The sequence below is a fragment of the Flavobacterium suzhouense genome, from assembly GCF_042684765.1.
GTDB classification, from domain to species: domain Bacteria; phylum Bacteroidota; class Bacteroidia; order Flavobacteriales; family Flavobacteriaceae; genus Flavobacterium; species Flavobacterium suzhouense.
This window is the reverse complement of record NZ_JBHUMD010000004.1, coordinates 82682-100917: the sequence shown is the minus strand read 5'-3', so window position 1 is coordinate 100917 and position 18236 is coordinate 82682. Positions and strand designations below refer to the sequence as shown.

General features: G+C 39.2%; 19 protein-coding genes and 1 tRNA gene. 5 read left to right on the top strand and 15 right to left on the bottom strand.

Translation table 11 applies throughout. The features are described from left to right. A partial coding sequence (locus ACFSR3_RS02735) for an RCC1 domain-containing protein (RefSeq protein WP_379819620.1) occupies positions 1-1927 on the bottom strand: 1927 nt, incomplete at its 3' end. 233 nt (positions 1928-2160) lie between these two features. Here ACFSR3_RS02735 and ACFSR3_RS02730 point away from each other — a divergent pair. Beyond that, on the top strand, positions 2161-2976 hold the full coding sequence (locus ACFSR3_RS02730; RefSeq protein WP_379819619.1) for a hypothetical protein: 816 nt from the start codon (positions 2161-2163) through the stop codon (positions 2974-2976). 119 nt (positions 2977-3095) lie between these two features. On the opposite strand, the gene ACFSR3_RS02725 is transcribed toward ACFSR3_RS02730, so the two are convergent. Both ACFSR3_RS02725 and ACFSR3_RS02720 read right to left on the bottom strand, forming a co-directional pair. Continuing rightward, positions 3096-3341, bottom strand: coding sequence for a GIY-YIG nuclease family protein (locus ACFSR3_RS02725; protein WP_379819618.1), 246 nt, complete (start codon positions 3339-3341; stop codon positions 3096-3098). 70 nt (positions 3342-3411) lie between these two features. Further along, a tRNA-Met gene (locus tag ACFSR3_RS02720) sits at positions 3412-3485 on the bottom strand. A gap of 172 nt (positions 3486-3657) precedes the next feature. Between ACFSR3_RS02720 and ACFSR3_RS02715 the strand changes: the two genes are divergently transcribed. Together ACFSR3_RS02715 and ACFSR3_RS02710 are read left to right on the top strand one after the other, a co-directional pair. Next, on the top strand, positions 3658-4050 hold the full coding sequence (locus tag ACFSR3_RS02715; protein WP_169521288.1) for an START-like domain-containing protein: 393 nt from the start codon (positions 3658-3660) through the stop codon (positions 4048-4050). A gap of 52 nt (positions 4051-4102) precedes the next feature. Next, the gene (locus tag ACFSR3_RS02710) at positions 4103-4942 is read left to right on the top strand and encodes an aminotransferase class IV (protein WP_379819617.1); all 840 of its coding nucleotides are present in this window, start codon (positions 4103-4105) and stop codon (positions 4940-4942) included. A 41-nt stretch (positions 4943-4983) separates the two neighbouring features. On the opposite strand, the gene ACFSR3_RS02705 is transcribed toward ACFSR3_RS02710, so the two are convergent. From ACFSR3_RS02705 to ACFSR3_RS02690, 4 genes are all read right to left on the bottom strand, one after another. Continuing rightward, the gene (locus ACFSR3_RS02705) at positions 4984-5544 is read right to left on the bottom strand and encodes a YqgE/AlgH family protein (RefSeq protein ID WP_379819616.1); all 561 of its coding nucleotides are present in this window, start codon (positions 5542-5544) and stop codon (positions 4984-4986) included. Positions 5545-5764: 220 nt separating this feature from the next. After that, on the bottom strand, positions 5765-6040 hold the full coding sequence (locus tag ACFSR3_RS02700; protein ID WP_169521291.1) for an HU family DNA-binding protein: 276 nt from the start codon (positions 6038-6040) through the stop codon (positions 5765-5767). Positions 6041-6228: 188 nt separating this feature from the next. Beyond that, positions 6229-7176, bottom strand: coding sequence for a methionyl-tRNA formyltransferase (gene fmt / locus ACFSR3_RS02695; protein ID WP_379819615.1), 948 nt, complete (start codon positions 7174-7176; stop codon positions 6229-6231). 1 nt (position 7177) lies between these two features. Then, positions 7178-9070: a RecQ family ATP-dependent DNA helicase gene (locus ACFSR3_RS02690; protein WP_379819614.1), complete on the bottom strand. Its 1893-nt coding sequence runs from the start codon at positions 9068-9070 to the stop codon at positions 7178-7180. A gap of 207 nt (positions 9071-9277) precedes the next feature. Here ACFSR3_RS02690 and ACFSR3_RS02685 point away from each other — a divergent pair, with 207 nt between their 5' ends. Next, positions 9278-9457, top strand: a complete 180-nt coding sequence (locus ACFSR3_RS02685; RefSeq protein WP_379819613.1) for a hypothetical protein — start codon at positions 9278-9280, stop codon at positions 9455-9457. A gap of 325 nt (positions 9458-9782) precedes the next feature. Here ACFSR3_RS02685 and ACFSR3_RS02680 read toward each other — a convergent pair whose 3' ends face one another. Continuing rightward, positions 9783-10592 (bottom strand): YgaP-like transmembrane domain, encoded by an 810-nt coding sequence (locus tag ACFSR3_RS02680; RefSeq protein ID WP_379819612.1) that lies wholly within the window; start codon positions 10590-10592, stop codon positions 9783-9785. 249 nt (positions 10593-10841) lie between these two features. Further along, positions 10842-13151 (bottom strand): Ig-like domain-containing protein, encoded by a 2310-nt coding sequence (locus ACFSR3_RS02675; RefSeq protein WP_379819611.1) that lies wholly within the window; start codon positions 13149-13151, stop codon positions 10842-10844. A gap of 324 nt (positions 13152-13475) precedes the next feature. On the opposite strand from ACFSR3_RS02675, the gene ACFSR3_RS02670 reads away from it, so the two are divergent. Beyond that, positions 13476-13967 (top strand): hypothetical protein, encoded by a 492-nt coding sequence (locus tag ACFSR3_RS02670; protein WP_379819610.1) that lies wholly within the window; start codon positions 13476-13478, stop codon positions 13965-13967. Positions 13968-14030: 63 nt separating this feature from the next. On the opposite strand, the gene ACFSR3_RS02665 is transcribed toward ACFSR3_RS02670, so the two are convergent. The 6 genes from ACFSR3_RS02665 to ACFSR3_RS02640 all read right to left on the bottom strand — a co-directional run bounded on the left by ACFSR3_RS02665 (position 14031) and on the right by ACFSR3_RS02640 (position 18212). Then, the gene (locus ACFSR3_RS02665) at positions 14031-14270 is read right to left on the bottom strand and encodes a hypothetical protein (RefSeq protein WP_379819609.1); all 240 of its coding nucleotides are present in this window, start codon (positions 14268-14270) and stop codon (positions 14031-14033) included. A gap of 8 nt (positions 14271-14278) precedes the next feature. Then, positions 14279-14503 carry a hypothetical protein gene (locus ACFSR3_RS02660; RefSeq protein ID WP_379819608.1) on the bottom strand — a complete coding sequence of 75 codons (225 nt, stop codon included), beginning with the start codon at positions 14501-14503 and terminating at the stop codon, positions 14279-14281. 134 nt (positions 14504-14637) lie between these two features. Further along, the gene (locus ACFSR3_RS02655; protein ID WP_379819607.1) at positions 14638-15639 is read right to left on the bottom strand and encodes a glycosyltransferase family protein; all 1002 of its coding nucleotides are present in this window, start codon (positions 15637-15639) and stop codon (positions 14638-14640) included. Between the two features lie 30 nt (positions 15640-15669). Next, positions 15670-17034: a GH1 family beta-glucosidase gene (locus ACFSR3_RS02650; protein WP_379819606.1), complete on the bottom strand. Its 1365-nt coding sequence runs from the start codon at positions 17032-17034 to the stop codon at positions 15670-15672. 271 nt (positions 17035-17305) lie between these two features. Next, entirely contained in the window at positions 17306-17803 is a 498-nt protein-coding gene (locus ACFSR3_RS02645; protein ID WP_379819605.1) for a DinB family protein, read from the bottom strand. A gap of 4 nt (positions 17804-17807) precedes the next feature. Next, positions 17808-18212, bottom strand: coding sequence for an ester cyclase (locus tag ACFSR3_RS02640; RefSeq protein WP_379819604.1), 405 nt, complete (start codon positions 18210-18212; stop codon positions 17808-17810). Between the last annotated feature and the right edge of the window lie 24 nt (positions 18213-18236).

The window sequence follows — 18236 nt, the reverse complement described above, 5'->3', positions numbered from 1 at the left end:
AATACCCTTGAGCAGGAGCTGGTGTTGGTGCAGTCCATTGCAGGTTAACACTGGTAGATGTCAAAGAGTTTGTACTCAGGTTTGTCGGTGGATTACACCCTGTTGGTGTTGTTGCCGGAAGAGTAGTAAATGATCCGCCCGGTATCCATTGTTGCGGTTCACAAGCTGAAGCTACCCACCAGTAGTAGGTGGTGTTAGGAGTTAGTTCGCCAATAGCCGCTATAGTTCCCTGAGGAATATATCCGTCATTACCCCCAATTTGGTTTACAGTGTTGTATACATATAAATACCCTTGAGCAGGAGCTGGTGTTGGTGCAGTCCATTGCAGGTTAACACTGGTAGATGTCAAAGAGTTTGTACTCAGGTTTGTCGGTGGATTACACCCTGTTGGTGTTGTTGCCGGAAGAGTAGTAAATGATCCGCCAGGTATCCATTGTTGCGGTTCACAAGCTGAAGCTACCCACCAATAATAGGTAGTATTAGGTGTTAGCTGTGTTATTGCTACATCTGTTGCCTGCGTCATGTATATTGAACCATTCATATCATTTGTTGTACTATAATGATATTGATATGATTGCGGTGCAGGTGAAGGCGCTGTCCATTGCAGGGTAGCCATATTTGATGTTATTGAATTGGAGCTTAAGTTGGTAGGGGGAGCGCATACTAAAGTTGCAGGACATGCTATTTGAACAGGCAAAGTAGACTGTGTCGTTGTACCGTTTCCTAACTGCCCGTTAGAGTTTCCTCCCCAAGCCCACAAGGTTCCGTCAGTTTTAAATGCCATAGTATGATTGAATCCGGTGTATATCGATAACCAGGTATTTAAAGTTCCTATCTGTGTTGGAATAGTTTTGTTTACAGTAGTCCCGTCACCTAATTGCCCATCTCCATTCCATCCCCAGGTATAAACTGTACCATTAGTTTTTATTGCAGTTGAATGATAAATATTAGAATTGATTTTGTCCCAGTCTGAAGCGGTGCCAATTTGAGTAGGAGTCATTTTGGCTGTTGTTGTTCCGTCTCCTATCTGTCCAAAACCATTAGATCCCCATCCCCAAAGTGTTCCGTCGGTTTTTAGGGCAAGATTATGGTAAGCCCCTGATGTGATGGCTTTCCAAGTATTTAGGGTACCTATTTGTGTAGGAGTATTATAATTAACTCCGGTAGATATTCCTAATTCTCCGTTAATATTACTTCCCCAAGCCCATAGCGTTCCATCCGTTTTGACAGCAATTGTATGTGTCATTCCGGCAGCAATAGATTTCCAGTTTGTACCTGTCCCGATCTGAACAGGCGTTAACTGGTTTGTTGTTGTTCCGTTACCTATTTGACCATCAGCATTGTATCCCCACGCCCAAAGCGTTCCATCAGTTTTAATGGCAATGTTATGCAGACTACCTAATGCCAACTGTTTCCAGTTGGTCGCTGTTCCAATTTGTGTTGGGGTATATTTACTTATCGTCGTTCCGTCACCTAATCGCCCAGCCGTATTTGACCCCCATGCCCAAAGTGTTCCGTTAGTTTTAATGGCAAGAGTATAATCTGATCCACTATAAATTTCTTTCCAGTCGTTAGCGGTACCTATCTGTGTAGGGGTATTTTTTTGTACAGTAGTTCCATCACCTAATTGCCCATCACCATTCCATCCCCATGTCCATAATGTTCCGTTATTAGCTATGGCAGCGGTATGAGAAGATCCAGTACTCACTTTCAGAAAGCATCCTTCTGTTGTGTTTGATGGTGGAGTAGGTGTTAAACCAGTTATTGGCATAGTAGTTTCTGATGCATAGACATCATTATCGCTAATAGCGATGCTCGGTTTCGTTGGAAGGTTCCATACAGGCCGCACAAAATTTGCACTATAGCCGCAGGCACTCCAAAAAACAAATAACAAAAGAAAAGTCTTTAATTGGTAAATTAACTTCATTTTAGGGGTGATTGATTTATTATTAATTGACAACGAAGTTAATTGATGTAAGAAAATTATTAAATACCTATCAGTGGGTATTTTTGTAATATTATGCTTAATAAATAGTTAATCTAAATTTATGTAGTTGTAAACTCTTAACGAATCCGTTATTTGAAAAACAGGTAAAAGTACTGATGTGTCAGAGTAAGAGAGTGGTTAATTTTAACATTTTAACCAATTAAAACATTACAATGAAAACAAGATTACTTATTGTTGGTACGCTATTATTTACAGTTCAGTTTTTTGGGCAGGGATTTTCCGGATTTAGAGTTGATAAGGATACTACTGATTTGGCAAAAATCAGTGGAAATGGGCAGTCTCCAAATTTTGTGATTTTTCCCAATGCCAATAATTCCCTGAACCTCCTGAAATTTTTGTATGGAAGTCAAAACAACTTTCTGGGGCAGGCAGGTGTTACGCTAGGGAGTAATAGCGGTGCGGTTTACACCGAATTAGGAGGAGGGAGTTTCCTAAAGCTATTCCGACTTAGTCTCGGGGTGATGGTAAGTAATACTAATGCCGACACTACAGAAGAAGAACAAGTTACCGAAGCATATCAAAAATTAGTGTCTTATGGCGGCAACACGGTACTGAATATCGAATATCCGTGGCTTTTCTATAAGAATGATGATTATAATTTTAACCTGCTGTCACGATTCTTTTTAAAAGGAACGGCAGATTTACCGGCTATGGGATCTACCACGGATGATTGGGCAGGCAGTGGTTCTGTAGGGATGAATTTTTATATAGATGCCGAAACGATTCCGTTAAGCAGTACCGATAAGGATGCGATTAAGATATTTTTTGATAGTAATACTAGCTATATTATAGGAACAGATGTATATCAGAAAAACTTAGCAATTAACGACAGTAAATTTCTTTTTAGCCAGCTTACAGCCGGACTGGTTTACAAAAGCTTAAAAATATCTTTTGTTTTTGCAACTTTTAGCAGCGAACCATCGCTGAGAAATAATAAAACTGTTGCGGGAATTCAGGGAGTTAGGTAGTGTGGTTTACTGTAGTTTTATAAAAGAAAAAACCCTTTTGATTTGATAATCAAAAGGGTTACATTTCGTAGCGAAGACGGGAGTTGAACCCGTGTCCGCCGCGGCGGATATGAATCCTGCTATGGTAATAAAGTTTTTATGAAATCTCTTCCTGCTCCGGTTTTGAGATATTTTTCACGGTTCATGGCGCTTTTTTTATCATGGTAAACTTCAAGATGAATAACCACCCATGGTCTGAACTTTATTGTATGTCCTTTTGTAGCCAATTCATTATGAGATTTAAAACGGGATATCAAATCAGATGTGTAACCTGTGTAAGTAGTGTTGTGTTTTTCTGAAAATAAAATGTAAACTACGAATTCCATATGGCTTTATTGTAGATTATTTTAAAAGAAAAAACCCTTTTGATTTGATAATCAAAAGGGTTACATTTCGTAGCGAAGACGGGAGTTGAACCCGTGACCTCAGGGTTATGAATCCTGCGCTCTAACCGACTGAGCTACCTCGCCATTTTTGCGGTTATTTACATCCTTGAATGCGGGTGCAAATATAGGACTTTATTTAAATGTTCCAAACAAAAAGTGAAGAAAAAAATTATTTTTCAAAAGGCTTTTTTTAGAATGTTAAAAATTATATATTTCCAAAAATTTTAAAACTATCATTTCCAAAATAGTACGCCATATGGATGAAAAAATTAAATATGAACTGGAGTTTCCAATAACTTCTTCACCTCAGCTTCTGTACCAGTACATATCTACGCCTTCAGGGCTTTCTGAGTGGTTTGCTGACAATGTGAATTCCAGGGGGGAGTTCTTTACCTTTATTTGGGATGATACCGAAGAGAAAGCTAGAATGTCTTCTAAAAAGACGGGAGAGAAAGTAAAATTTCGTTGGGTAGATGAAGATAATAAAGATGGTGATTACTATTTTGAGCTTCGTATACTTGTAGATGAGATTACTAAAGATGTTTCGCTGATGGTTGTTGACTTTGCTCAGGAGAATGATATTCCTGAATCGAAGCAACTTTGGGAAAACCAAATATCCGACCTGAAGCATGTTTTAGGCTCTGTTTAGGAAATCTTTTTATTTAAAGCTATATTTGCCCTGAATTTTCAGGGCTTTTTTTATGATCAATTACAACGGCAGCCTGGTTGCCTCTTCTGATATTACACTCCACGAAAACAGGGCTTTTCTATACGGAGATTCCATTTTTGAAACACTTAGGGTACTCGATGGTAAGGTGCTTTTTCTTGAAGACCATTACTTCCGTCTTATGGCTTCTTTACGCATTGTGCGTATGGAAATACCTATGAATTTCACTATGGAATATATGGAAGAGCAGGTACAGTTGCTTGTAAATAGCCTTCCTGCAGCTCCGGCTTATAGGGTGCGTATGTCTGTTTTTCGTAAGCCGGGAGGTTTCTATCTGCCTACAGACAGGGAAGTGGAATTTATTGTTACTGCTTCGGCGCTTACAGAGCCTCTGTATTCAATTAACGAAGGTAATTATGAAGTAGACCTGTTCAAGGATTTTTATGTCACAAAACAGCTTCTGTCGACACTGAAGAGTACTAACAAAATGGTGCAGATAACAGGAAGCATTTATGCACACGAGAACGGACTGCAAAACTGCCTTTTGGTTAACGATGAGAAGAATGTGGTAGAAGCACTTCAGGGTAATCTTTTTATGCTGACAGGCAACAACCTTGTAACACCTCCGGTAGCCGATGGCTGTCTGAATGGGGTAATGCGTAAACAGATTCTTGAGCTGGCTAAAAAGATTGAAGGACTTGAAGTTACTGAAGCTTCTATTTCTCCGTTCGATTTACAAAAAGCCGATGAACTATTTATTACCAATGTAATTCAGGGTGTACAGCCCGTTACCAAATACCGTAAAAAGGAATTTGTAAGTACTACTGCTGCTGAACTTGTAAAAAGACTAAATGCAAAGATCAGGTTTAGTTAATCGGTGCAGATTAATTAATTGATGCTCCGTGGCTAAGTCTGTTAATTTAGTGTAGGATTTTCCGGGGCATTAGACCATATAAGGTATTCGCCGCCAAGCTCCATTATCTTTTCTTTCCAGAAAGAAGTGCTGGATTTGCCTATGATTTTGTTTTCATAGCTGTTTTCGGTTACAATCCATGAGTTTTCTTCCAGTTCGTCTTCCAGCTGATGGGCTTCCCATCCTGAATAGCCTAAAAAGAAGCGGATGTTATTCTTTTTTATCAGGCCTTTATTTATTAGGTCTTTGGTAGATTCAAAATCACCTCCCCAATAAATGCCGTTAGAGATTTCAATGCTTCCGGGGATAAGCTCCGGTACATTGTGAATAAAATAAAGATTGTCTTGTTCTACAGGGCCACCATTGTAAATTTTAAAGCTTCCTTTAATTTCAGGGATAAGGTCGTGAATAGTATATCCTAAAGGTTTGTTCAGGATAAAGCCTACCGACCCTTCGTCATTATGATCGGCGAGAAGGATTACCGACCTGTTGAAAGAAAGATCTCCGATTGTGGAAGGTTCTGCAATCAGCAGATGGCCTTTTTTGGGTCTGAGTGAAATCATCTTCTTACAATTTGTAATAAATTTAATGGAAAAAAAGCAGACAGCCAAAAAAATTACATTTTTTTAAGGAAAAAGCCTCCTAAAATTTAAAGATTTTCGTATATCTCGCTGATTATTTGTGAGATAAGTTTTTCTTAAAAAAATCACTTAAAAGTTAAAAATGAATATAAAAAAGCCTTTCATTTCTGAAAGGCTTCCTTAATATTTTACGGTAATAAAATTACTTGTTTACAGATCCGTCAAGTTCTGCTCCCGGTTTGAATTTCACTACGTTTTTAGCAGCAATTTTGATAGATTTACCAGTTTGAGGGTTTCTTCCTTCTCTTGCAGCTCTGCTTGTAACAGACCAAGATCCGAAACCAACAAGCGATACTCTTCCGCCTTTGTTAAGCGCGCCGCTTACGTTGCTTACAAAAGATTCTAATGCTTTTTTTGCTGCACCTTTAGAGATTCCTGCGTCAGCAGCCATTGCGTCGATTAATTCTGATTTGTTCATAATAATTGTTATTAATTGTTTGGTTAAATAATTGCTTTTACAATTCCTGTCTTACAAATTTAAAAGGAAATACATACTACGCAAGCGTTTTCTCTAAATTTGCAACCAATTGTTGATAACTTTTATGTTAATGTTGACAATGGCGCTTGTTTTTCTTAAAATTTTGTGAAAGTCCGATATTCAGGGGGTTACAGCGCCTTTGCTGCCTCCGAAAACGTCATTCCGTTCAATAATTCTTTTGCTGTAATACGTTTCTTACCCGGAAGCTGTAAACTCTTTATTTTTATGGTTCCGTCTTTAACTGCTATATTAATTTCTTTTTTATCGGCAGTTATAGTTCCAACTTCGGTTTTATTAGCTCCTTCAATAAACTCAGTTTCGTAAATCTTTACGTTCCATTCCTGGCCATTATCGTTAAAAAAACACCATGCTGCAGGATAGGGGCTAAGCCCCCGAACCAGGTTATGAATTTCGGCACCCGGTTTTGTCCAGTCTATCTTGCAGTTTTCACGGTTTAGTTTATAAGCTGTTTTAATATCAGCATCATCTGCCTGTATGGTAGTCTCAGCGTTTCCGTTTTCAATCAGGGTAAGGGTTTTAATTACGGTGTCTTTACCAAGATCCATAAGGCGGTCGTGAAGCTCGCCGGCAGTCTCGTTATCGCCAATAGGTGTAGATGCTTTTAATATCATAGCACCGGTATCAATCTTATCATCTATAAAAAATGTAGTGACACCTGTTTCTGACTCACCATTGATGATAGCCCAGTTGATAGGAGCTGCACCACGATATTGGGGTAACAGAGATGCATGCAGGTTAAACGTACCAAACTTCGGCATACGCCAAACCGCTTCCGGTAACATCCTGAAGGCAACCACTACATTTAGGTTAGCATTCAGACTACGAAGTTCTTCCAGAAAAGTTTCGTCTTTTAGGTTGGTAGGCTGCAAGAGACGTAGTCCTTTTTCAAGGGCATATTCTTTTACTGCAGAATATTTTAGCTGTTGTCCGCGTCCTGCTGGTTTGTCGGCAGCAGTAATAACGCCAACTATATCGTAGTTGTGCTGGTATATAGTATCAAGTATGCCTACGGCAAATTCGGGCGTACCCATAAAAACAATTCTCAGGCGTTCCATTTTATTTCAGTGTGTATTGATTGTTCGTATTCATTGTTATCCTGTCGTTCTCCAACAGTAGCTGAAGTGCAAAGATAGTCTCTTCGGCGGTGAGGTCAAGTTTACTTTCCAGTTCTTTCGAATTAGAGGAGCCATTTTTCAGTATCTCTAATATGGCATTCGCCGATTCTATAGGGCTTACAGGCTTACGGTTTTTGCTGATACAGTAGGAGCAAATGCCACAATCAGCAGTGGATTTTTCATCAAAGTATTCGAGTATGAGACGGCTTTTGCAGGTGTCGGTATTGGTTACATAATCAACAACCTTTTCAAATTGATGCACCTTAATATCGTTTTGATTCTCGAGGAATTTAGAGACACGGTTTATGGTGTGCTCATCTTCGCGCACTTCGTTAAAAGTAATGCTGCTGTCATTTCCGCTGCTTCGCAAGGTTATGATCTCTTTTTGGGCTAATCGTTCCAAAAGGTTCATTACCTGTTCTTCCGTTGCTTTCGATTTATTGGTAATCAGGCTCATATTCATTGCAGTTTCCATGTCGAATATACCTGAGTAATTTCTAAGTATAACAAGCAACATTTCTTCATCGGCAGGATTAAGGCTGATGTATCGCATTACCTCTTTGCTTGGAATGACAAACTGTATCGTTACCTTTTCGGTAAATTGCTGTGAAAGTGTGAGTATACCTTGCCTGTCCAGAAACTGAAGGGCATTATATGTTTTAGCTGCCGGAAGCTTATACTGCTGGCAGAAATTATTAAAGTTAAAAGGGTAGGTGGTGTCCATGCCTTCGCCGTAGGCAATCTGCAAAAAGTTGTTAAGCCTGCTGTATACTTCTTTCAGAAACTTCTTGTCAGGAAGTACTTCTAAGAATTGCTGCCTTCCTATGGCTATATCCGATTGGTTTACCAGTAGCACCCCAAACGATTTTTGCCCGCTTCGTCCTGCACGGCCCGCTTCCTGATAATAGCTTTCAAGGTTATCGGGCAGTTGTATGTGTACAACCGTTTTTACGTTGGCTTTGTCAATACCCATTCCAAAAGCATTGGTGGCTACTATAACCTGTGCTTTTTCAGTGAGCCATAACTGCATATTGGCCTCTTTCTCTTTTTCCTTTAGCCCTCCGTGGTAAAAGGTCGCTTTAAAACCAAGCGATTGCAACTGCGACGAAACATCATGGCATGATTTACGGTTACGTACATATATAATAGACGGTTCCGGATTTTTGGTGAGAATCTGCTGAATGCGATGTAGTTTGTCCTCTGTTTCAAATACCATATAGGCAAGATTCTCTCGGGCAAACGACTTTTTAAAAATAGCAGGATTCTTAAGTCCGAGTTGTGAAATGATATCTTTCTGAACCCTTTCTGTAGCTGATGCCGTAAGTGCTAAAAAAGGAACATGAGGCAAATGCTTTTTTAATGCTGACAACTGAAGATAAGCCGGGCGGAAATCATGTCCCCATTGTGATACGCAGTGTGCTTCATCAATGGCAACAAGGTTTATGGGCAGATCCTTAATACGTTCTATTACCCAGTCGGCCTGAAGTCGCTCAGGTGAAAGGTACAGGAACTTATAATTTCCAAACTTGCAGTTGTCTAACAGGTCACTAAGTTCATCGGTACCAATTCCTCCTGTAAGGGCAATAGCTTTTATGTTACGCTTTTCCAGATTGGCAACCTGATCTTTCATCAGGGCGATAAGCGGTGAAATAACAAGGCACAGGCCTTCTTTCATCATAGCGGGTACCTGAAAACATACCGACTTACCGCCGCCCGTAGGCATAAGTGCAAAAGTGTCTTTTCCTTCTAACACCGATTGGATTATTTTATCCTGCGGTTCTCTAAAAGTATCATGATTCCAGTATTGTTTGAGGATATCGAGCGCCTGCTGCATAGTTATTTTTAAAGTTATACGAAGTTACTAAACATTTGGCACTTTTTTTGATTTAAAATTTACGGTTAAAGGTTAAAGGTATCGTTTGACTGTCAGCTGATAACCGTAAACTTAAAACTAAAGTTTAATACTGTGTTAAACACTTTTTTTATCAGAAATACGTTAATTATATTTACATAGAGTTATTAATCAAAAAATAGTAAAGCCATGAAAAACACATTTAAGAAAGGGGTACGCCACGTACAGTTAGTGACAGCAGGGAAAAGTAAAAATGTTTACCATTTGGCATTTCAGAAAAAAAATTCAATTATACGATATATAGAAATAATAGCAGTCTGTGCCATTGCCTTCATTATGGGGGCAGGGTTCTTAGGCTATTTCAATTAATTTGAGTTAATTTTATTTGGGTTAGCCCTTCGTTACGACGAAGGGCTTTTTTTGTGATTTACCCGGATTCCCGAGGGCGATGCCCCGGTTAATCTATATGAGCCTTTCAGGCTCAGTAGTTCATTGGGAGCGTAACGCAGTGAAGCGCGGCAATCTGTCTCTTTTAGATTGCTTCGTTATACCTCCTTACAATGACTGCATCTTTGAAATTCTTGTAGAATTTAGTCATTAAGAGCTTAAGGCGCAATCTAACATATCTAATCTAAAAGAAAAGCTCTGCAAATGCAGAGCCCTTCTTAACAAATGAAATTGCACTAAAATATTATCAGGCTTGTGTAATACCGCCTTCGATATAGGTTTTAAAACTTTCGATGTCTTTTTGCAGCATTCTTTCAAATACAGGAGTTAGCAGTTTTGCTGCGCCTGCGCCTGCTTTTCCAAATGGCGCATGATACGCGATACTTACTTCAATATCGGTACCGTTACCGTCGCTGTTTCTCTTAAAAGTTACCCTTCCTGCATTGTGCAATGTAGAATCGGCAACCGATTGCCAGCTTAAAACTTCATTAGGCTTATCGGTAAGTATCTGGGCTTTCCAGCCAATAGTACCAATACCTCCCGGAAGTTTAGCTTTCCAGTGCGATGTTTGTCCGCCAATTTCTTCTACACTATGAAGATGTTTCATAAACTGCGGCAGGTTTTCAAGGTTTCTCCAGGCATTATAAACGTCAACAACCGGTTTATTGATATTCAGAGATGCCGTAATTGCAACATTGCTGCCTTTTAAAAGACCTTTTTTATCTATCAGGTCATAAGCAGGGCAGTAGCCACTAATGCCTCTAAACAGCATAGTGCCGGCTGTGATTCCCTCAATTAACTTTTTTGGAGTACTTTTTTCTTTCTTCAGGGCACGGTAAAGCATATAGGCACCGGCTGCCACCATAACAATACGTTCGGTTTTGCCTACGTTTACCCTAAGTCCGGGAACAATGCTTTTTTTGCCTTTGTGCAGGTATGAATCAGCTTCTGTTGCATTGGAAACTGATGCATAACGGTTTGGGTCGGTACCCGATTCATCATACTTTGAAAAATTCCTTTTGGGTTCCGCTGTTTTAAATATTTTGCTGGTTTCCATAATGAGTTGCTTTAATAGTTTCTGTATGTACTAAAATTACTCATTATAAGGAGGTTACTATGATAAGGATATGGTAAAGTATTCTTAAGGGAGTCATAAACATTTAAAGGCTTAGATTACAAAAAAAAAAGAGCCACTGTTTTACACAGCGGCCCTCAAAAAAAATATGAATAAAACAAAAACTAACTTTAACTACTAACTATTTACACAAGTATTTTTTTTGATTTGCAAAATTAACTACACTACTAATTAATTACTTTTCAATATTTTATGGGTAGCCGTGCTACCACCTGCAAACTCTAATTTAATAATATACATTCCTGCTGCTGCCGATGAAAGATCAATCGATGCCTGACTGCTTGTGGCAACACGTTGTCCGGTAAGGTTGTAAACTTCTGCTAAAACCACTTCTGCGGCAGAATCTATATTTACGATTCCGTTAGTAGGGTTAGGAAATACCTTAAAAGCAATGGTATTATTGTCATTTAAACCTGCAACCGGTTCTGATACGTTTAGTGAATAATCTTCTATCTGTCCGTAGTAAGCATTGGTACAGGCTTCAAACTCGCCTTCTTCATAAACATTCCACATATCTTTGGTTACCCTTAACCTTGTAGTACCTGTAAGAGCATTTTCGGGAACTGTTATGTTAAGTGTCGCCTGAACGCCATCTGTACCCGTAGTGTTTTCCAATGAAGTCAGGTAGTATTCAGTCGCCATATCAAAGCTGTTGTCCTGATTCCAGTCTATAAATACCCTTATGTCGTGGGTAAACAACCCTGAGGTATTTCCTTCAACAGTAAGAGGGTAAGTCTGTCCTTTTTCTACACTTCCTGTTATGCTTGTAAAGTTTTCGTATGATGCTGTTGCATTTACTTCAGGGTTTGTTGCATTGCTTATGCCGGCAAACTGTACCAACGATATAGGCTCTACATCATAATCAACTACTGCCTGACAGTAAGGTGCGGCCGAAGCGATATCTTGATTAATGATAGTAACTTCGATAGTATCGAGTAATGTTACATCGTCATTGCTTGTTGCCTGTAGTATAACTACGCCGTCTGCAATTGCCGTAACAAGTCCGTTTTCATCTATAGTCGCAAGTCCGTTTCCTGCAGAAACACTCCATGTCACTGCCTGATTGGCCTCAGCAGGTAGTATAGCAGACTCTAATTGTAATGTTCCGCCAGCCGTGATGATGAATGGTGAAAGATTATCTTGAACAGTCACTTCAATACTCGTTGGTGCTACATATTGCCCGGTAATGATAATTTCGATAGTGTCAGTAAGTGTTGTATCAACTGTGCTTACAGCTTGTACAGTAATTGTACCATTAGCAATTGCCGTAACCAGTCCGTTGCCGTCTACAGATGCCAGTTCGTTGCCCGAAGTTATGCTCCAGGTTACGTTTTGGTTAGCTCCCGAAGGTACTACTGCTGCGTTTAACTGTAAAGTTCCTTCATTGGTATTTATTATAGCATCAGCATTATTTTCGGTTGAAATCTCAACGGCAGTAGGTGTTACTACCTGATTTGCGATTGTTATTGTAATAGAATTAAATACACCAGGGGCTTCTGTGCTCACAGCCTGAACAGTAATTGTTCCATTGGCGGTTGCTGTTACTAGTCCTGTGTTGCTTATAGTTGCTAATTCACTGCCTGAAGTTATGCTCCATATTACCTGCTGACTTGCATTTGATGGTGTAATTGTGGCAAGTAACTGTAAAGTACCTCCGTTAGTAATAATTACTGTTGGAGCACCACCCAAAACAGCGATAGTAAGATTTGAAGGCAGTGGCTGTACCGTAGACTGTCCTTTAATACAGCGTATTGGGTGTGCCTGTAATCTTGGAGCCCCTGCATTAGGGTTCATAACGGCATTACTAAAGTAAAGATTTCTTCCGTAATTGTTTAACGTAGCGCTTACGTTACTGTTCCAGTAATAACCTCTCTGGCCTACAAATGAAAAATTCCCGGAAGATCCTCTGTAGCCTGCAACGGCGAGCTTAAGGTTACTTGTAAATCCTGATTCTACATTGGTTATGTTTTCAGCTTCTATAACAGCTGTCCATTCTGCTTCGGTCGGAATTCTCCAGCCGTTACCAAGAGCTGCTTTACAAGGGTCACAACCGTTGGTTTCGCTAACCGCAGTTGGATTAGCAGCTTCCCAGGTGTCAGTAGTGTTTCCTGCATTCCACCAGGTAGGTATAAAAGTGTTGTTGGCTGTGCCAAGTCCCATTGGATTATTTGGGTTAACGTCTGTTCCTATAGCCGAGTTGCTTTTTTCGTGGCCATCCTGCCAACGTCCCCATTGAAAGTAATCGCCATAAGAAGCAGCATCTGTTGCCGATGTAGCTACCTGTGAGCTTCCCAGGTTTTGTTGCATCCATACATTGCCGTCTGCAGCGCGTACAGTGGTATATTGAGTTGACGAGCCATCATAAGTAAAAGTTACGCAGCTTGTGGCTCCGGCTGTTTCCCCGGGGTCGTTTCCTTCACAGGTTTGCGCCTGTATTTTGCCCATTGCCAATGCTGCAATTAAGAATATAATTTTTTTCATGCTGTTTGGAGTAGTTTATGTTACAGGGCAAATGTATTTATTTAGATTAATTAAAAATAAGAAAATGTGATTTATCAGAAAAAATGATGGTTTATGTCCTGATTCATGGAATAGATTATTTTATTAACAGTATTTTTTTACTGATTGTAATAAAAAACCTAAGATTTTACAGTTTTTTTCAGGCTGACTTTAACTGTTTGTTGGGTTATAATCATAAAAAAATGGTAAAAGGGTAGTGGTTTGGTACTTCAGCCTGTTTTAGTTGTAATTTTAGTAAACCTTGCTATATACTCAAACAGTGTTTAAACTTAAAAACTTTATGCTATGAAAAAATTACTTTTATCATTGCTGTTTACACTGCCTGCTATGGCACAGGATGGTTTCAGGAACGAAAACGGCAATCTGGTATGGCAGCATACTTATCCGGCAACTGCAAACATAATTGCAACCGTAGAAACTCAACCCTATTTAAAAGTTGAAATAGCAACTAATGATACTCAAACGGGATTTGCCGAAAAAATAAAGAATTCGTGTTCGGAAGGCAGTCCTGCAATTCGAAATGATTACAAGTTTAGTTTTACTGTAAAAAACGAAGATGGTAATTATGTGGTTACCGTTACTGATATTAAAATAATAGAAGTAATGGGACCTATCCAGGCCAGAACTGTTGTAAACCGCTGCGAAAAATATCTGGTCGATTCTTCCTTAAAAATCAGGAAAGACTCTCGTTCGCAAAAAGATATAGGCTGTATCGATAATTTTCTTACCGGTGTGTTTAGCGGAACAATGGCTAATGTCGCCATGACAGCAAATTAACTCTACACTCTATATAAGAAATAGTAAAGCCACCATAACGGTGGCTTTACTTATAAATATCGTTTAGAATGTGTCCATTTGTACAACCATTATCTGGTTCTTTTTTACTTCATCTTCGGTGTCTTCTATAACCTGAATGCCCAGGATTTCGAAAGACCGGAATATCATAATATTGTTTTCTTCAGCATATTCGGCAGCAAGGTTATCATAATCTGCAGGGTGCAGTATAATGCTGTCGCTTTCGTTCAGGTCATTCTCTAATATATATTCCTGAATGGTATCGTAGCTAATGGCTATTCTCATGATGTTTCTTAATTGAATTTTATTTCAAGGACGTCAATTTCGCCCTCGCTTATTTCGTTATTATCGTCAGGTATTACATTAATTCCTGATATGCAAAGTGCTTTTGCTTTTTCTTTCCCATTGGTAACAAGTTTGTCAAAATTAGAAGGATGCAGCATAAGCATAACATTTTCATTCAGGGCGTTTGTCAGGATAAAATTCTTGATAGTGGCAAGGTCAATGTTCTTTTTCATAACTACTGTTTTTGGGTTGATTGTGGTACAAAGATGAGCCATATATCTTTAAAATTTTGGTAAAATAAAGCCAATAAAACATTAATTATTTTTAAGAAAAAACTTAACCTGTTATGACACAGTTAAGTAGTTTGTTAAACCAGTTTTGTTTTCATGTGTCTCATTACCACCCTGTCTACAATCTTTTGGGTCATGTCCGGATAATTTACCGGAATCACCTCGCCATTTTCAATCCAGTCCTGAATAACGCCATCATATTTTGGTTTCAGGCTCTTAATCACCGTTACTCCCATTTGCTCAAGGGCAGCAGCGTTAAGCTGTTGTTCGTACTGGTTTTTCATAGGTATAACCAATAACTTTTTGCCAAGGTATAATGCCTCAGCCGGAGTTTCAAAGCCTGCGCCACAAAGTACACCAGCCGACGCCGCCATGCTGGCAGTAAACTGCTCGTTATTTATAGGCTGAATAATGATGTTACCCTGTACAATCTCTTTTTTGTTATGTTTAGAGAATACATCCCATTTTACGTCTTTAAACTCAGATAGTCTTTTTAATAAGGTCTTATCGTCGTATGATGGAAGGTAAACTGTATAGTGTCCGCCATTGGTAACTTCATGGTTGCGAACCTGCTGTCGAATTACAGGTGTGAATATAGTTTCGTTATCACCATTAAAATGAAAGCCATACCTATAATCAGAAGGGGCATAATGTTTCAGGATAAGCCTTCCCGTCCTGTCTTTGTCTTCCGGTTGCGGATAGCGTTTATCCAGTACGGCTGCCTGATGACTCAGGGCGATACATGGTTTGTTTTTCATGTTGCATGCCCATGCCGATACGGGTTCAAAATCATTTATTACAATATCGTAATTTTCAACAGGAAGATCTTTAATGCTTCTAACCAGTTTTCGGGTATTGGTTTTAGCAAATGTTTTCCAAAGATCTACACCGCCTTTTTTTCCGAAGATAAAGCTAAGGCCTCTTAATTCATATTTTACAGGAAAAGGCAGTTTCAGGTCTCCCTGTATGCCGCTCACGAGTATATCTACCTCGCCATGCTTCTGAAGGCACGGTATAATGTCCATTGCGCGGCTCAGGTGTCCGTTACCGGTTCCCTGTACAGCATAAAGAATTTTCATAGTATTAGGGGATTTAGGGATATGGAAGGCCTATTTTTCATCTGCTAAAAATTGACGGTACCAATGCCCTGATTGTTTAATAGTTCTTTGTTGTGTGTCAAAATCGATGTGGATAAGTCCAAAACGGGCATGGTAACCCTCGGCCCATTCAAAATTGTCGGTCAGGCTCCATACAAAATAGCCGTCTACTTTTGCACCTTCATTTTTTGCCCTCAATATCTCGGTCAGATGATCCTGAATGTATTGTTTGCGTTCCGTGTCTTTTACCTCTCCATTTATTAAAGTATCGGGAAAAGCAGCTCCGTTTTCGGTAACAATTATTTTTTTGATGTTTTCATACTTGCTAAACTGTTTTAGCATATTGCTGATAGCAGGGGGGTATACTTCCCATTTCATTTCGGTTAATAGTGGTACCTTACGTTTTTGGGCGGTAACCAGTGATGCACCTATATAAGGCGTAAGCATAGACGAACGTACAACCTCGCGGGTATAACATTGCAGGCCGATGAAATCAAAATCAAAAGCCATATTTTCCCTGTCGCCCGGCAGCATGTATTTGTTGAGTTTGTTTAATACGGGCAGGTCTTCCTGCGGATATCCCATACCTAAAATGGGCTCTATAAAAGTGCGGTTCAGTAACGTGTCAACACGTTTTGCTGCTGCGATGTCTTTGCGTTTATCCGATGCCGGTTCTATATAAGTACAGGAGAATGTAGTTCCGATATTTGCTTCAGGTAAAAGATTACGCAAGATCCTCCCTCCGGCTGCTGTAGCCATTGTTACATGGTGTACTGCTTTTGCATAATTGCTTATGCCTCTTTTTCCCGGAGCGTGTATGCCCAAAAAATAACCGGCACCGGTAAACACCGATGGTTCATTCATTACCATCCAGTTTTTCACCCTGTCGCCAAAGTGGCGCGCGCACAGTTCGGTAAATTCGGTAAACCAACTGATACTTTCCCGATTGGTCCATCCACCTTTAAGTTCAAGGGCATGAGGCAGGTCCCAGTGGTATAAGGTAACCCAGGGTTCAATACCCTGAGATGTCATGTAATCGATTAGGTTGTTGTAATAATCTATTCCCGCCTGGTTAACCTCCCCTGTACCATTAGGCAACAGTCGTGACCAACTGATGGAAAACCTGAAATTAGGTATATTCAGCTCGCTGATAAGATTAATGTCGGTTTGATAAGAAGCGTAAAAGTTACAAGCAGTCCTGGCGTGATGATTACTTTTTATTCTGCCTTTTTTAGCAGTAAAAACATCCCAGATAGACAATCCTTTGCCATCGGCATCGTGAGAGCCTTCTATCTGAAAGGCGGCGGTTGATACACCCCATAGGAAATCATCTCCAAAATGGGATTTATCAGGTGTAAAAGCATTATTTATATCCATTCAAAAAGCAGAGATCTAAAATTGTTTTTTGAGCAGATATTAATGCAGAAATGTAGACTGCATAGCTTTTAGAAAAAGCCACTCCCTGAAAGAAATCAGATATTTAAACAGAAAGAATTTCATATCCTTATTTTTCTGTAAAATACGGATAGTGAGATGAATACAGAGTTATGTTGAGGTTAATAAAATATTAACTATGAGGCGGTTGTGTTCTTTTTGTTAATCAGTAAATGCAAAAATCCGCAATATGTTACTATTACGGATTTTTAAATTAAGAGTGAGATAAGCGGTAATATGTAGCTAAATCTGTTGAAGAGAATTCTGTGAATCCTGCCTGTCGCAATAGTGTTACCAATTGACCGCGATGATAGGTAGCATGATTAATAAAATGGATGAATGTTTGCCAAAATTCCATTTTCCATTCTTCGTCCCGCACTTTAAAAATTACTATGTCCGAAAAATTTTCTTCGGTATAATGCTCTATAAGGTTTTTTAGATTGACAGATGTTTCTTTCCATATTGCGATTAGTTCATCTCTTGATCCTTTGAATTCAGCAGACAGAAAAACAGGATCAGGTGTTTTTTTCCAGAAATCAATCCATATCTTTTCGGCACTGGCTATATGAATAGCGGTTTGTTTAATACCCGTAAAGCTACTGGTCATTTCACGATCCCATTGTTCGTCATTAATCTGTTGTAACCAATCAATTATTTTGGCATCTGTCCAGGTAATATAACCGGTAAGTTCTAAGAAATATTTTCTATTCATTGCCTTAAAGCGATTGTATCACTTCACTGAAGTTATTTTGTCCCCAATGAGCTTTAATTTTCCCATTCTCTATCAGGAGTATATCAATGACATTGATGGCAATCTTTTTGCCGGAAGGTAAAATGTCCATTAACTTGCCGGTATGAGTGCCATAAATTACTTTGCGGGTTGCAACTTTGTTTTCATTCGCAACCATATCCTCTATGCTTACTTCGATGTCTGAAAAGGCATTGTGAAGAATCTCTTTAAAAAAATACTCCATGCCATCAAGTCCAGAAGGCATTCCTTCAGGTGCTGAATGATTTATAAAATCGGGAGAAGCAATCTCTTTTAAAATAGCCATATTCCCACTTTCAATTACATCTTTATTGTATCGCACAACTAAAGAAAGGTTTTGTTCTGTATTCATAAATAATGTTTTTATGAGTACAAA